The following is a 15,509-nucleotide window of genomic DNA, read 5'->3' as shown; positions in this document are numbered from 1 at the left end:
GTTTTTGGGATGGTGGTTTTGGGTGCGTATTATTGTTAAATAACACGGATTTTTCTCCGTTGATGCAAGGCGGGGGCGGCCCGGCAGCCGGTCACTTTCTTTTGCTTCAGCTCGGCGCCCCCGCCAAAATAAAGTAACCCAAGAACAGGCGACCGCAAAGACGCTGCTCTTGGGTCCCCAGATTTTTTAGCCATCCCTCGGATCGAGAAACCAACTCGCTGCGCTCAAGCATGTTTCCCGCCTATTTCCGAGTGACAGCTAAATTAGAACGGGGGCATAACGCACGCATAGACAAATATTTTTGCGTCTATGCGTGTTTTTTCTCGCAGAAGCGCTTAAATTTTGACAGGCTGTTTTTAACAGGCGCCGGATTTTTCTTGCTCAATCAGTGACCAGTGCTGAAGATGGAATTTGCACTGAGACGCCTTATCGCTACTACATGTTCTTTCTGATCATCGGTTAACGTCAGCGTCGCGCCATCCTGCAAAATCCCGTCAACCGTGATGTCATTTTCTCCGTCAGTGTGTTGCGTTACGTCGATTTGATAAGTTGTGCTGCGGTAGCGGTAGCGTATTCCAAACCGTTGCCATTCCGGCGGCAGGAGCGGCCTGACCGAGAGTCGGTCGCCTTCTAATGTCAGTCCTAGCAGCGACTCGGTGATCAAACGATACATCCAGCCTGCCGAGCCGGTATACCAACTCCAGCCCCCACGCCCGATGTGGGGCGCAACGCCATACACATCGGCGGTCACGACATACGGTTCCACCTTGTAGATGGCAATTTTTTCTGCACTCAGACCGTGGTTGACTGGATTGATCAGGCCGAGCAATTCCCAGGCGCGGCGGTGGTCGCCTAAGCGGGCAAAGGCCATGACGGTCCAGATAGCACCGTGTGTGTATTGGCCGCCGTTTTCTCGCACACCGGGCGCGTAGCCGCGAATGTAGCCCGGATTCAATGGCGATTTGTCGAACGGTGGATCAAGTAATTGAATCAGCGCCGCATCACGTTTGACTAAACGGCGATCGACTGCTTCCATTCCTTGTTTTGCGCGCTCTGGATTACCCGCGCCGGAAAGGACGGCCCAACTTTGCGAGATTGCATCGATTTGACATTCGGGATTGCTGGCCGAGCCGAGTGGACTGCCATCGTCGAAATAGGCGCGACGATACCATTCGCCATCCCAGCTGTGGGCTTCGATGTTGGCTTGGAGTTTAGTGGCTTCGTTTTTGCAGAGTGCGGCGAAGGCGGCGTCGCCATGCGTGTTTGCTATGTCCACGAAGTTGGTTAATACGTCGTACAGGAACCAGCCTAGCCAGACGCTTTCGCCGCGCCCGTGTTCGCCGACTTTGTCCATGCCGTCGTTCCAGTCGCATGAGCCAATCAATGGCAAACCGTGGCTGCCGAAACGCAAGCCGTGGTTGATGGCGCGCGTGCAATGCTGATACAGGCTGGCGGATTTTGCGGAGCGGGTGGGCAGATCGTAATAAGAATCTTCGTCCTCGCCGACCAGTCGCCCTTCGATGAAATTGGCCGTTTCATCCAGCACGCTGGTGTCGCCGGTGGCGACGACATAACGGCAGGTTGCCAGCGGCAGCCACAGAAAATCATCCGAACATTTGGTGCGCACGCCGCGATCCGATGGCGGATGCCACCAATGCAATGCATCACCTTCGACAAATTGATGCGCAGCGCACAGCAATAAATGCTCACGCAGAAGTTGCGGCTGGGTATGCACCAGCGCCATCACATCTTGCAACTGATCGCGGAAACCAAATGCGCCGCCGGATTGATAGTAGCCAGTCCGGCCCCAAAGACGGCAGGCGATGGTTTGGTACATCAGCCAGCCATTGGCTAATACGTTTAGCGACGTATCCGGCGTATCGATCTGAACTGCGCCCAATGTTTGATCCCAATACCGATGGACAGCGTCAAGTGCACTTTGTGCGGTTGCGGTGCCGCGTAATTTACGGACCAGCGTGCTGGCATCTACGCTGCCGTTTTTGGATAAGCCCAGCATGAAGACAATTTGTCGGCCTTCGCCATCAGCCAATGTGAACGGTACTTGCAGGGCGGCGCAGGGGTCTAGTCCGGCACCGATTTTGCCGGATAAATGGGTCCGTTCCAACGCTTGCGGTTGTTGCAGCGAACCGTTGCGGCCGATAAATTCGCCGCGGTCGCAGGTCAGGGTGCGATTCGGATCGTCCACGTCGAAGAAGGCGGTGCGCTGGGTGAACTCGGTGTTATAGGCGTTTTGGGCAAAGATTGCGCCGCTGTTAGGATCAACCTCGGTGACGACATGCATCATGGATTTCTCGCGCAGATCGCCGAGTACCCATTCAACATAACCAGTGGCCGATAGTTTGCGGGTGCGGCCCGAATCATTGCGCAATTTGAGAACCGAAAACTTGACCGATGCATCAGTTGCGACATAGACCCAAAGTGCCGAGGCGATGCCGTTTTCGACATGCTCAAATACGCTATAGCCAAAGCCGTGACGGGTAACGTAGGGCGACGTCGGATAAATGGACGGACTGACGCCCAGTGCTGAAGTGGCCGACAGCAGCGGCGTTGGCGACCAGCATTCGGTGGTTTCTTCATCGCGCAGATAGAAGGCTTCGCCGCTGGCAGCGCTGACGGGATCGTTATGCCACGGTGTGAGCCTGAATTCGTGCGAGTTCTCGCCCCAAGTGTAGGCGATGCCGTTTTCTGAGACGACGGTGCCGAAGTCTGCATTGGCCAGCACATTGACCCACGGTGCAGGGGTTTGTTGGGTATGGTCGGTGGTGATGACGTATTCGCGACCATCGGGGGTAAAGCCGCCATACGGATTCGACAAAATCAGATCGGTGCGCCGAATCGGCGGCGCGTTGACAGGTATGGCGCGATCGGTTCTGGGCAGCAGTTGGGTTGGGCTTCTGCTTGGATTCAGACGCGGCACGCGGCTTTCCGGTGCGCCGCGTCGATTGATCTGTTCCGCCAGTGTGCCGCTGCTGTCGGTGAGTACGATACGGGCAACCGAGTACAGCAATATCCGGTCTTCGTTGGCAATCTGATCGCCGGGCCGGACAAAGATGCCGCCCGGACGATCGATTATATGGCCTTCGATACCGGCGGCGATCAGACCCATGATTTGGTCTTGCAGCAATTGTCGATAACCTGCGTGATCTTCGTTCCAGATAACTAAATCAACCGCCAGTCCTTTTTGTCGCCAATAGGAATGTGCTTGTACCAATTGCCTTACCAACTCGATATTGGCGACGTCGTTGATTTGTAATAGCACGATAGGCAAATCGCCGGAGATGGCGTAACTCCATAACCCCGATTGGCCGCGCGTATTTTTGATCAGGATGCTGGCATCGGCACGCAATACATTGTTGGCATAAATGATTGAGTTTGCCAGTCGGCCATACAGCTGCGCATCGGTTTCGGTGGCGTTGATCTGGCGCAAAATAACCTGACTGTGGGTCCAGGATAAATCGAATACCCGGTCGGCCAAATGACGGTCGTGATATTTGTCGATCAGGGTCAGGCAGTTTTCTCGGGTGTCGGTAACGCCGGTGACCATATCGATCGTCACTGCTTGTTCCGGGGCCAGTGTGATGCGATACCGGATTGCGACGATGGGATCGAGTACCGAGCCTTGGCTGCCGGAGAGCGGAGCCTGGCTGAGCATCGCTTGCGGCGTGGCGACGGTATGCCCGCGACCGATAAACTGCATACGATCAGTTTCGTAAGAAATGCTGTCGATATCGGCACCGTGGGCGGCCATCAAATGAAACATCCATGGCATTTTTTCGTCTATCGACCGCGGGCGGCGCGTGCATAAAATCGCCCGTTGATCCGGCAATATTTCGGTCTGGACGAATAGATTGCTGAAGGCTGGATGCGCGCTGTCGGCTGCGGCTGTTGCCAGCACGACTTCGGCATAGCTGGTGATATCGATGCTGCGACGACTGCGTGAACGGTTGGTGATACGGCTGCGGCGCAGCTCGATATCGTCTTCCGGTGAAACCACGATTTCGGTATGCATCTCGATATCATGACCATCGCCGGAATCGCGTCGACGAAATTCGGCGCGGCCTTCAGAAAAGATGACTTCGTAATCTTGCGCTGGTTTGCGGGTTGGCTGGAAGGTACTTGACCAGTAAATACCGCTGTTAAGGTCGCGCACGTAGCAGAACGTGCCCCAGTTGTCGCAGGTGGTGTCTTCGTGCCAGCGCGATACGGCCAGATCGCGCCATCGGCTGGAGCCGCCACCGGCGTTGCTCACCATGACGTGATAGCGTCCGTTTGAGAGTAATTGGACTTCGGGTATCGGCGTGTGGGCGCTGCCGAGTATCCGTACCGGGACGTCCTGCGTACTGGCCGCGACGGTACGGATTTCAGACAATTCATTGGTGTTCGAATAGAACGCGCTGGCTTTTGGCACACGCTCATGCAGCAGTAGCATGGTGGCCTGAAATAGCGGATCGGAGGCAAAGCGCCGTTGCATCGGTTGATCCAGCAATAAATAGGTGAGGGCGAGCAAACTCATGCCCTGATGATGCGCCATGAAGGACCGAATCAGCGCCAGAGACTGGCCGCGTGGCAACCGCGCCTTGGTGTAATCGATGGCTTCATACATGCCGAATTTTCCCTGAAATCCATCCGCTGCCAATCGTTGCAAATTCAGGCAAGCAGGCTCCGGGGCGACCATCAGCGCCAATACGGATGCATACGGGGCGATCACCATGTCGTCGGCCAGACCGCGTTTAAGACCTAAGCCTGGAACACCGAAAGCCCGATATTGATAGTTCAAATTGGCGTCAAAGGCGTTATAACCAGATTCTGAAATGCCCCACGGCAACCCGGTTTGTGCACCGTAATCAATCTGGCGTTTCACTGCGGAACGATAAGTTTGATCGAGCAGGGTATTGCCAAAGGTTGGCATGACCAGCAGCGGCATCAGGTACTCAAACATCGATCCGCTCCACGACAGCAGAATCGGTGCGCCGCCAGCGGTGGTCAGTTGACGTCCGAGCGAGAACCAGTTTTCTTGCGGAAGTTGGCCCTGCGCGATAGCGACGAAGCTGCACAGACGTGCTTCCGAGGCCAGCAGATCGTAATAACTGGCATCGCGCCGTCGTTCGCTGACGTTATAACCGATTGCTAGCAAGTGACTGGTGCGATCATATAGAAATTCATAGTCCATCTGCGCCATTTCACGCAGTTGCAAGCTTAATCGCGCAATTGATTTGATATACGTAGTGGCACGTTGAGCAGCAGTTCTGACGCAGGCGTGAATATCGATCAGTTGTGCATTTTGCTCGGCTGTGCGGGGTCTTGGCGCTGATTGGGCTTGTTGGGTTTGCTGCGCTTGTCGTGAGGATGAGGTTGAGGTTGAGTTTGCAGCGCCGTTAAGCTCAAATTGATCGTCGTTTGAGTTGGTGTTTTCATCGTCGGCATCTCCGCTATCACCGCCATCATCATAGGCATACGCGAATTTGGCCGCGTTAGACTGATGTGCCGATTGTTGCAATAGTGCTTCAAGAGCGATCAAATCACGCATCGTAGGAATGTGATTCAGGCGCGGTAACTCTGTCAGCCAGTGCGTATGTTGCGGCAACATCATCCACGGTGCCAACCATGCCAGCGTCGCGTGCGCTTCACGACAATGGTGTACCAGCGCGCGCGTCCACCAGCCGATTTCAGAACTCTGGCCGACATTTGCAGCGTGGGTGGCGTGCTCTATCTCCAGCGCGCCGTCGGTCAGACGCTCAATCAATTGCTGCAAGGCACTCAGGCTGATCGGAGGCGCACTACAGGCGGCTGCCAGCTCTTTGTGGAAGGCCGCGCGTTCATTAGCGGCGCTGACTGCGGGAATCGCGCCCGCGCTTTTTTCAGCCTCAATGGCTTCTCCCAGAATCGACAATGTGTCTCGCAGCCCGTGCAGCCATTGCTGACCAATAATCGGCTGCTCGCTAAGGTCATTCAAGCCCGCTTGTAACGTCAACAGATGACCGGCCAGATTGCCGCTATCCACCGTTGATACATACATCGGCTGTAGCGGTTTTAGATATTGGGTGTCATACCAGTTATAAAAATGACCGCGATAGCGCTCCAGCGTGGTGAGTGTGCGCACGGTATTTTCGGTGCGTTCGAGTAATTGCGCTGTCAGGATATAACCGAAATCATGCGCGGATAAATTGGCTAGCAGCGCCATCCCGATATTGGTTGGTGAGGTCCGGTGCGCTACCGCTGCGACGGGTTTTTCTTGCACATTATCGGGCGGTAGCCAGTTGTCTTCGGGGCCGACATAGGTCTCGAAAAAAGCCCATGTTTTGCGCGATAAATTGCGCAAAAAACGATGCTGATCCGCCGTCAGTTGCGACTCAGTCGGTTGCTGCGGCCGACTGATCCACCATGCCAGTGCGGGCGCATATAACCACAATATCAGCAGAGGTGCGGCGGTTGGCAATGCGGTTGGCGACAGACCGATAATCGCCACCGCAATCGCAATCGTCAGCGCGGGCGTTTGCCACATGGCGCGAAAACTGCTGAGCATATCGGTAGTGCTGTGGCGGCTGATTTCGCTCGACGGATTCCATTCCAGCATCCGTCGACGGGATATCAGCATGCGCCACATCGTACGCAGCATCGCGTCCAGGCTGAAACAGGCTTCATACGGCAAAAATGCCAATGTCAGCATCGCCTGCACCAGATAATTGCCACTGCTGCGCAGCACCGCCATCAGATGTTGTTGCAGCAAGACATCATCGGGCTTGCGCAACAGATCAAGCAGCGAACCGATCATGTACGGCAGGACGATAATTCCACCGACGGTGGCGCTCCAGAATAAGGGGGCTTTGAGCGCGGTCCAGCCTAACACCAGCAACAGGAACAGCGCGGGAGAGACCAAACTACGGCGCAGATTGTCGAATATTTTCCAATGCGACAGGGTCGATAATGCGTTGTGTTGACGTGATTTTTTGTTATCCGAAGCGGGGACACGCGGCAGTAACCAACCGGCAATTTGCCAGTCGCCCCGAATCCAGCGATGGCGGCGGCTAACGTCGGTGCCGTAACGATTCGGATATTCTTCGTAGAGCTGCACATCGGATAACAAGCCCGAACGCACATAACAGCCCTCTAGCAAGTCATGACTCAGAATTTGATTTTCGGGAAATTTACCCGCCAGCGCATGTTCAAAAGCATCGACGTCGTAAATCCCTTTGCCGATGAAAGAGCCTTCCTTAAATAAATCCTGATATACGTCTGACACGGCGCGGGTATAGGGATCAATGCCGGATTCGCCGCCATATAAACGTGCGTAATACGACGTATTGCTGCCCGGCAAACTGGTGGCGACACGCGGTTGCAAAATGGCGTAACCGGCGGTGACCCGCTGAAGTGCGGGATCGTAAAAAGGGGTGTTGAGCGGATGCGCCATCGCACCGGAAAGTTGCCATGCAACATCGCGCGGCAGCAGTGTATCGGTATCGAGCGTAATGACGAATTTGATATTCGACAGCACTTCCGGCTTGCCGACGATGCGCATGAAGGCGTCGCGTGCACCGCCACGCAGATAGGCATTTAGTTGCGCCAGTTTGCCGCGCTTGCGTTCATAGCCCATCCAGATATTTTCTTGCGGATTCCAGCGCCGGGGACGATGAAACAGAAAGAAAGTACTGCTGCGGTCGGGATTGTATTTCTGATTCAGTTCATTGATGCGTTCTTCGGCCAGTTCCAGCAGAATCGCATCTTCAGGTTGCGTTTCGGTGGAGGCGTCGCGGAAATCGGTGAGCAGGCAAAAGTGTAAATGCGGATCGCGATTCGCCAGAAAACGGACTTCCAATGCTTCACACAAATCGTCGACGTTATCGGCGTGAATCAACATACTGGGAACGACAACCAGCGTTCTGGCTTCCGACGGAATGCCATCGGAAAAATCCATGCGCGGCAATCGCTGCGGCTTGGCAACCATCGTCGCCAGCCAGTTCACCAGCGCCAGCGCCAGATGACTGGTGGCGATCAGCGCCAGTACGGCAATGACCGGCAGTTCCCATTCTGGCAGGCGGTGCGGGTAAGCGTGGGCGTAGCCGCGATATAGCAAGCTGCCTGTGAACAGCGTGGTCAACACGGCGATGGCGCCGAGATAAATGCGCAGTGGCATGCGGCTGGCGGATTGCAGAACGTGATCGATTACCGGGAGACGGATAGCGGCAATTTTTTCAAGTTGCGGTAAGCCTGCATCGATCAGATAGAAGCCGACGTGGGCCTGACGCGGATCGCCGTTGTCATTCCTGTGTGGGCCATGCGAAAGATGGGTGTCGGTGCTTTGCTGCGCCGGTTTACTGTCGTCGCCATTCAATCTTGTGGCCGCTTGCTGGGCCAGTATCAGCGCTTGTTGCGCGACTTCCAGCTCGCTTAAATCAGAATGTTTTGCGATACGTTCGACGCTATGACGATATTGATCGCGTGTGCCGAAATCCATTTTTCCGTAGACTTCGACCGGATCGCTTTGCAGCGTTTGCTCGACGATGCTCATGGTTTCGACAAACTCTCGCCAGTTCATCGTGGCGAGAAAGCGCAAGCTGCCGATACTGTTGCTGATCGATACCTGATCGGCGGCTTGTTGCTGGATTTCCGTCAGCACCAGCTGTTCGACCGTATCGCCCGATTGCAGCAAACGCTGTTCGATCCAGGTCAGCGGCAATGCCAGCGCAGGTCCCTGACCTTGCAGACGGCGTGCCAGTTCTGCGACGAATGAGCCGACCATCGGCGGATCGGATCGGGCCATATCGGCGATGACTAAAATCAGGCTGCTGGGATCGGTTTCCAGAATCTCGGTCATCTGATCGGCCCAGGAATCGGCCAGATTGCGGTGCTGGCTGCCGACTGCCAGCCGCGCAGCGACCCGGCGCAGATTATCGATCAGCGCCAGGCGCAGCATGATCGGAATCGCCCACAGTTCGCCCATCTTTAATGGCATGACTTTCTGATAGGCGGCGACAAAGCGGCTGAGGCTTTCTGGATCGACGCGGGCGTCGCCATGCGAAATGGTTTCTAGCGCGATGTCGTAGACGCGGGGAAAACCAGCCGACGGACCTTTCAGCAAGCGCGGTAATTCCAGGCTGTAGTTTTTGGGCAGATGGCGCTTGGCGGTGCGTATTTGTTCTTCTATCAGATAAAAATTGTCCAGTAGCCATTCCGCCGCCGGGGTGATCTGGCGTTTAACCTTAACTGACTCGATTAAAAGATTGCAGGCGTGCAGCAAGACCCGCTCGTTATCGGCCAGACGCGGCAGTAATTGATCGGGGATCGGTGCGGGATTGATCTGATGATCGGTCGCGAGGAGCTTGCCGTGCTGTTCCATTTGCAATGCGCTGAATAGTTCTGCACGCAAGGGGCGTTCTTCTGAAGCGGATTTGGAGAGCGTTGCATTGGCGTTAAAGCGCGTCAACAATTGATGCACTTTTTGATTCAGGTCACCTAGCAAGTTTTTGAGAGATGCTTTCAATTCCGGTATCCCTTTCTGTGTATCGTGGACGCTAAGGTGGGATGGTGTTCCCACTGCGACGTAACGCAGGCCAGAGTGATAAATTCATTATCAGTAGATCGATACAGATTGCTAAGAAAGTGTGCGTAGCGGCTACGGTAGAAGTGGCTTTATCAACTTTTAAACCAAATTGCACAGAAAATGCCCGGTTTTAGCCGACGTTGTGCAAGTCGTTTGTCGTCCCGATGCGACTGGTAAGCTAGCCGCGGATTGGTTTGTACGCGTTATTTGTCGCGATAGAAAGAGACGGTTACCTAAAAACTTTACCAGAAAATTTTACGGAAACAACCCAAAAGGAATTGGGCAAAATGGCCAGAGACGCCACTTTAAAATTGAAATGAATAGGTGTAATCGTACAGGGATTAAAAAGTAACGCAAGACAGGAATTGTGCAGCGATTGCGTAGATGGCAGGCAAAAATGGGGGAGCGAGAACGACGGGAGTATTGGGAGCGTTATCACTTGTATAAAAGAAAGCGCTGATCGGGCTTGATGACATAACTTCAATGCAAAACAGGCAGTCAATGTGCATTGACTGCCTGTTTTTTACTTGCCAAATGGAAATTAATCGCTGCAATATTGAAAAAAATGTATGCCGCGAAGCAATTTCAACTGTATTTACTTGACCGCCGCTGCCCGATTAATCAGGAAATTCGTCAGTAATGGCACCGGACGACCAGTTGCGCCCTTTGCCGCGCCGCTTTTCCACGCGGTGCCAGCGATGTCCAGATGCGCCCAAGTGTATTTCTTGGTATATCTTTCGAGGAAGCAGGCTGCGGTAATGCTGCCAGCAGGCGCGCCGCCAATATTTGCCATATCGGCAAAATTCGACTTCAACTGCTCTTGATAGCTGTCTTCGATCGGCATCCGCCACGCTGTGTCGCCGCTGGTTTTTCCTGCGCTGAGCAATTCATTTGCCAAACCGTCATGCGCGCTATCGTGGCGGGTGAACAAGCCGGAATTGTGATGGCCGAGTGCCGTAATGCAGGCACCGGTCAGGGTCGCAATATCGACTACAGCAGCAGGTTTGAAGCGCTCAACATACGTCAACGCATCGCACAACACCAGACGGCCTTCGGCATCGGTATTTAATACTTCGATGGTGAGGCCTGACATTGAGGTGACGATGTCGCCCGGTTTAGTGGCGCTGCCTGACGGCATATTTTCACTTGCGGGGATCACGCCGATGACGTTCAGCTTCAGCTTCATTTCAGCGATGGCGCGGAAAGTGCCTAATACTGAAGCCGCACCGCACATGTCGTATTTCATCTCATCCATGCTGCCGCCGGGTTTGAGCGAAATACCGCCGGAGTCGAAAGTAATGCCTTTGCCAACCAGCACGACGGGCGCATCTTTGGCTTTGCCGCCGAGATGTTTCAACACAATAAACTTGGGAGGTTGATCGCTGCCGCGGGCAACGGACAGAAAGCTGCCCATTTTCAGCGCTTCGAGTTGTTTGCGGTCCAGGACTTCTACGCCGAGTTTGAATTCTTTGGCGAGTTTCTTGGCGGTGTTGGCAAGGTAAGTCGGCGTACAAAAGTTGCCGGGCAGGTTGCCCAGATCTTTGGCCAGATCCATGCCGTTGGCTAAGGCGATTGCCTGTGCGACGGCTTCTTTAGCGGCGGCTGTTTGCGCTACTGTCGCGAGGAATATAAATTTCTTCACGCCCGCAGGTGCGGTGTCTTTTTTGCTTTTTAGTGTGTCGAAGCGATAGCTGTTATCGCGCAACGTTTGCACCGTGGTGCGAATAGCCCAGGCCTGGTCACGTTCTTTGATGGCTGTGAATGGCAATGCGATAACGGCGTCATTGGCACCGAGGGTCGCAGCGATGCGGGCGACGCATACGGCGGCCAGAGAAATAACTTTGTCGCTGATGTCGCCTTCTGGGCCCAGACCAATCAGCAAAACGCGCTCAGCAGCTGTGTCTGAGACTGCGCGTAATAGTAAAGTGGAGCCCGGCTTCCCCGAAATATCGCCTGACTTCAGCGCAGCAGTAATTTCACCGGTTTTGTCAAGTGCTTGTGCTTGGGGTGATAGTTTTTTGTTTTCGAAGACCCCGACTGCGATACAGCCGGATTTGAGGGTGGAAATTGAGGTTTTTGCGTCGTGTGTTTTTATGCTAAAGTCCATCAGTTACTCCTTATCGATCTCCAATTATAGTCCCCCCATGATTTTTCAGCGCGCACTTCGACGCGAATTGTTGAGTACGGCAGGCGCCGTGTTCACCACGCTTTTTACCATTACCATCACAGTGATGTTGATCAAAATTCTCGGCCAGGCGGCGGGAGGTAAGATCGCGTCCTCGGATGTGATCGCGCTGATCGGCTTTCAGGCGTTGAATTACTTGCCTATCATTTTGATCCTGACCGGTTATATTTCCGTGCTGCTCGTGGTGACGCGTAGCTATCAGGATTCCGAAATGGTGGTCTGGTTCGCCTCTGGCCTCAGTCTGACCAGATGGATCGCGCCGGTACTGTGGTTTGGCCTTCCCATTGTTGTGTTGACCGCGATTCTCAGTTTCGTGGCGACGCCGTGGGCCAATACGCAGAGCGCCGAATATCGCGAACGCTTTGAAAAACGTGAGGATTTATCGAAAGTCGCGCCGGGTAAGTTTCAGGAATCCGCTAGCGCGAATCGAATTTTTTTCGTCGAGGGCCTGTCGGGCGATAGCAACAAAGTCAAAAACGTTTTTATCAATACGCAAACTCCAGGCAAAAATAGCATCGTGATCGCTAAAGAAGGCATGGTTGAGCAGGATGATAAAGGCGATAAATTTCTGATTCTGTCCCAAGGTCGTCGCTATGACAGCACGCTGAACGACGCAAGCAAGACGCAGAGCGATTTCCGGATTATGGAATTTGAGCGCTATGGCACCTTGGTTGCCACGCAATCGCAAGCGTTAAGTGGCGACAAGTCGTCGCGCGCGTTGCCAACCAGCGAATTACTAAAAACCCCGAATAATTTTAATATGGGCGAATTGTTGTGGCGGATGTCATTGCCCATGATGGCGCTATGCTTGATGTTGCTGGCGATCCCGTTGAGTTTTGTTAATCCGCGTGTCGGTCGCTCTGCCAGTCTGATTATCGCGTTGTTGTTATTTGTGACATATAGCAATATGGTCAGCTTTTTCCAGGCGACGGTTGTGCAGGGCCGGATGTCTTTCCTGATGGCGTGGTGGCCGGTCCATTTGGTGGTTCTGGGGATTACCCTGTTTCTGTTCTCATGGCGGTTGAAAGTGAACAGTCGCTATCATCCTCTGGTCGTGTGGTCGGCGATCAAGCATGCGCGTCTCATTAAAAAATCGGCGGCGGCAGCATGAAAGTATTACAACGTTATTTCACCGCCGAGATTGTGCGCTCGGTTTTATTTGCCCTTGCCGCATTTTTGGCCCTGTTTGCCTTTTTCGATTTAATGGGAGAGTTGCAATCGGTCGGTCGCGGTGGTTATAAATTACAGCATGCGTTTGGCTTTGTTTTGTTGGGTTTGCCCAGCTATGCGTATGAATTGATGCCGATTGCGGTGCTGATCGGGACGATTTATACGTTGGCGCAGTTTGCGGCACATTCCGAATTTACGATCATGCGGGTTTCTAGCATGTCGACTCGGATGGCGGCAATGATGCTGTTCAAAATCGGTCTGTTGTTTGTGGTTGCGACTGTTTTAATTGGTGAATTCGTTGCGCCAAAAAGTGCTGAATTTGCCGAAAAACTTAAATTACAAGCCAAGGGTGCATCGCTTTCGCAAGAATTTCGGTCAGGTTTGTGGAGTAAGGACGTGATTAAGAAAGATGGCCTGACTGGTGAGGTGATCGGGTCACGCTTTATTAACATACGTGAAATTCGTCCAGATGGGGAGCTAAGAGGTCTGAAGGTATATGAATTTGACCATAACTTTCATCTTACTTCGATCATTTTGGCAGACCATAGCGTTTATGCCGGTGCCCATGTCTGGCGTTTAAGCGATGTGGTACAGACGGATTTCGTTGACGGTACGACGGTTGATAATATTAATACGGCGATTGCGACGCACAATAAGCCCGAGATGAATATGGTGTCAGAAATCACGCCGGAGATTCTGTCGGTGTTATTCGCTGATCCTGATCGGATGTCGGCTTTTGATTTGAGGGCATACACCAAGCATCTGGCGGAGAATAATCAGCATACCGAGCGTTATGAAATTGCGTTTTGGAAGAAGGTGGTTTATCCGTTATCGATATTTGTGATGATGGCGCTGGCGTTGCCTTTTGCGTATCTGCATTTCCGTGCTGGTGGCGTTAGTTTGAAGATATTCACCGGGATTATGATTGGGTTGAGTTTTCAATTGGTGAATAGCTTGTTCTCGCATTTGGGATTGTTGAATACGTGGCCGCCGTTTATTACGGCAGTGGTGCCAAGTGGATTGTTTCTGGTGGCGGCGCTTGGGGTGCTTTGGCGGGTTGAGCGGCGGTGATGTGTTGCTTTCATCGGGAACTGGGACCGGGTCTGCGGCAGATGTGAATATCAACATTACTCAGTATTAATCGGCATCCTCAGCATTAATAGGCACAAATAAGTAAATGCAAACGCAAACAAATAAGAAAGCAATGATTCTGTTCGCGCATGGAGCGCGTGCGGCTAGTTGGGTGGAACCGTTTGAGCGTCTTCAAAAAATCACTCAGGAACGATTGCCTGATGTGCGGGTTGTGTTGGCGTTTCTGGAGTTGATGACGCCGCAGTTGCCGGAGGTTTTAGGTGGATTTGCTGCGGATGGTGTGACTGAAATCACGATTGTGCCGGTGTTTTTGGGGCAGGGTGGGCATGTTAAGCGGGACTTGCCGTTGTTGGTTTTAGAAGCGCAGGAGCGGTATCCGGGGATGGTGATTAATGTGGTGGAGGCTGTAGGAGAGCAGGTTGGGGTTTTGGATGCTATTGCGGGGTACTGTGTTGGGAGTGTTCGGTTGTAATTGAAACGGTTTTTTCTCCCGTTGATGCAAGCCGGGCCGCACTCGGCTTGCGTCAACGGAGCCCTAACCGTATTAGCCTTTTTATTTTACTCACTACGCCAGATTACTCAGCCGGAATTGTGTACTTCACGGCAAGGCTTTTCTGAGAGATTTTTTTAGGTGGGCAATGTGGGCAGGATTGTCCGACAACATATTCTGGTGACAATTGTTCGCGCGGGGTAACTACGGTGCGGCAAACAAAACATTGCACAGCTGCTGTTTCTTGCAGTTGGGGATTCAGCGCCGTCCGATAATCGAATACAAAGCAATCGCCTTTATAGTGTGCGCCGCCACATTCTTCAAAATACTTCAGAATTCCGCCGTCCAATTGATAAACGCTGTCAAAGCCGATTTCCTGCATATGAATAGCGGCTTTTTCGCAACGAATGCCACCGGTGCAGAATGTGACAACTGTTTTGTCTGCCAGCGCATCCTTATGGGTGGCGATCACCTCGGGAAACTCGCTAAATTTATCAATCCGATAATCAATCGTATTATCGAATGTTCCTACGTCCACCTCAAATCCATTACGCGTATCCAACATTACTACTTCACGACCGTTATCATCATGCCCTTGATCCAACCAGCGCTTCAGTGTTTTTGGCGGTACGGATGGCGCGCGGCCTAGTTCTGGCTTAATCAGCGGATGTTTCATCGTAATGATTTCGGCTTTGAGCTTGACCAGCATGCGCGTGAACGGTTGGTTTTTTGAATAACTCTCTTTTACTTCCAGATCAGAAAAGCGTGCATCAGCGCGTAACCATGTCAAAAACTGATCAATTTGTTCACGCAAACCCGCCAGAAACAGATTAATGCCTTCCGGGCTAAGTAAAATCGTTCCTTTTAATTGCAGTTGCGTGCACGTTGTCAGAAATTCTGCGCGTTTGTCCGCAGTATCGTCGAAAGTGATAAATTTATATGCTGCGATGTTGACGTAAATAGGTGTGGACGACATAAGATTGGGTGTGTGTGGTTTCACTGTAAGTCATTGA

At 52.9% G+C, this 15,509-nt stretch carries 6 protein-coding genes; 3 read left to right on the top strand and 3 right to left on the bottom strand.

Features of this window, described 5'->3' with window-relative positions:
- Positions 1 to 385: 385 nt before the first annotated feature.
- Positions 386 to 9,499: a glycoside hydrolase family 94 protein gene (locus C7W93_RS25050; RefSeq protein WP_225869807.1), complete on the bottom strand. Its 9,114-nt coding sequence runs from the start codon at positions 9,497 to 9,499 to the stop codon at positions 386 to 388.
- A gap of 655 nt (positions 9,500 to 10,154) precedes the next feature.
- Positions 10,155 to 11,666, bottom strand: coding sequence for a leucyl aminopeptidase (locus C7W93_RS11060; protein WP_108440054.1), 1,512 nt, complete (start codon positions 11,664 to 11,666; stop codon positions 10,155 to 10,157).
- Positions 11,667 to 11,703: 37 nt separating this feature from the next.
- Between C7W93_RS11060 and lptF the strand changes: the two genes are divergently transcribed.
- The 3 genes from lptF to C7W93_RS11045 all read left to right on the top strand — a co-directional run bounded on the left by lptF (position 11,704) and on the right by C7W93_RS11045 (position 14,478).
- Positions 11,704 to 12,855: an LPS export ABC transporter permease LptF gene (lptF, locus tag C7W93_RS11055; RefSeq protein ID WP_108440053.1), complete on the top strand. Its 1,152-nt coding sequence runs from the start codon at positions 11,704 to 11,706 to the stop codon at positions 12,853 to 12,855.
- Positions 12,852 to 13,985 (top strand): LPS export ABC transporter permease LptG, encoded by a 1,134-nt coding sequence (lptG, locus tag C7W93_RS11050; protein ID WP_108440052.1) that lies wholly within the window; start codon positions 12,852 to 12,854, stop codon positions 13,983 to 13,985. The genes lptF and lptG overlap by 4 nt, the downstream gene beginning before the upstream one ends.
- A gap of 106 nt (positions 13,986 to 14,091) precedes the next feature.
- Positions 14,092 to 14,478, top strand: a complete 387-nt coding sequence (locus C7W93_RS11045) for a sirohydrochlorin chelatase (RefSeq protein ID WP_108440051.1) — start codon at positions 14,092 to 14,094, stop codon at positions 14,476 to 14,478.
- Between the two features lie 103 nt (positions 14,479 to 14,581).
- Here the strand turns inward: C7W93_RS11045 and C7W93_RS11040 are convergent, their stop codons facing one another.
- Positions 14,582 to 15,472: a sulfurtransferase gene (locus tag C7W93_RS11040; protein ID WP_108440050.1), complete on the bottom strand. Its 891-nt coding sequence runs from the start codon at positions 15,470 to 15,472 to the stop codon at positions 14,582 to 14,584.
- Between the last annotated feature and the right edge of the window lie 37 nt (positions 15,473 to 15,509).

The organism is Glaciimonas sp. PCH181 (genome assembly GCF_003056055.1).
In the GTDB taxonomy this organism is placed as follows: Bacteria; Pseudomonadota; Gammaproteobacteria; order Burkholderiales; family Burkholderiaceae_D; genus Glaciimonas.
Note: the sequence above shows the minus strand (reverse complement) of the source record. Positions and strands in the feature narration are given on the sequence as shown.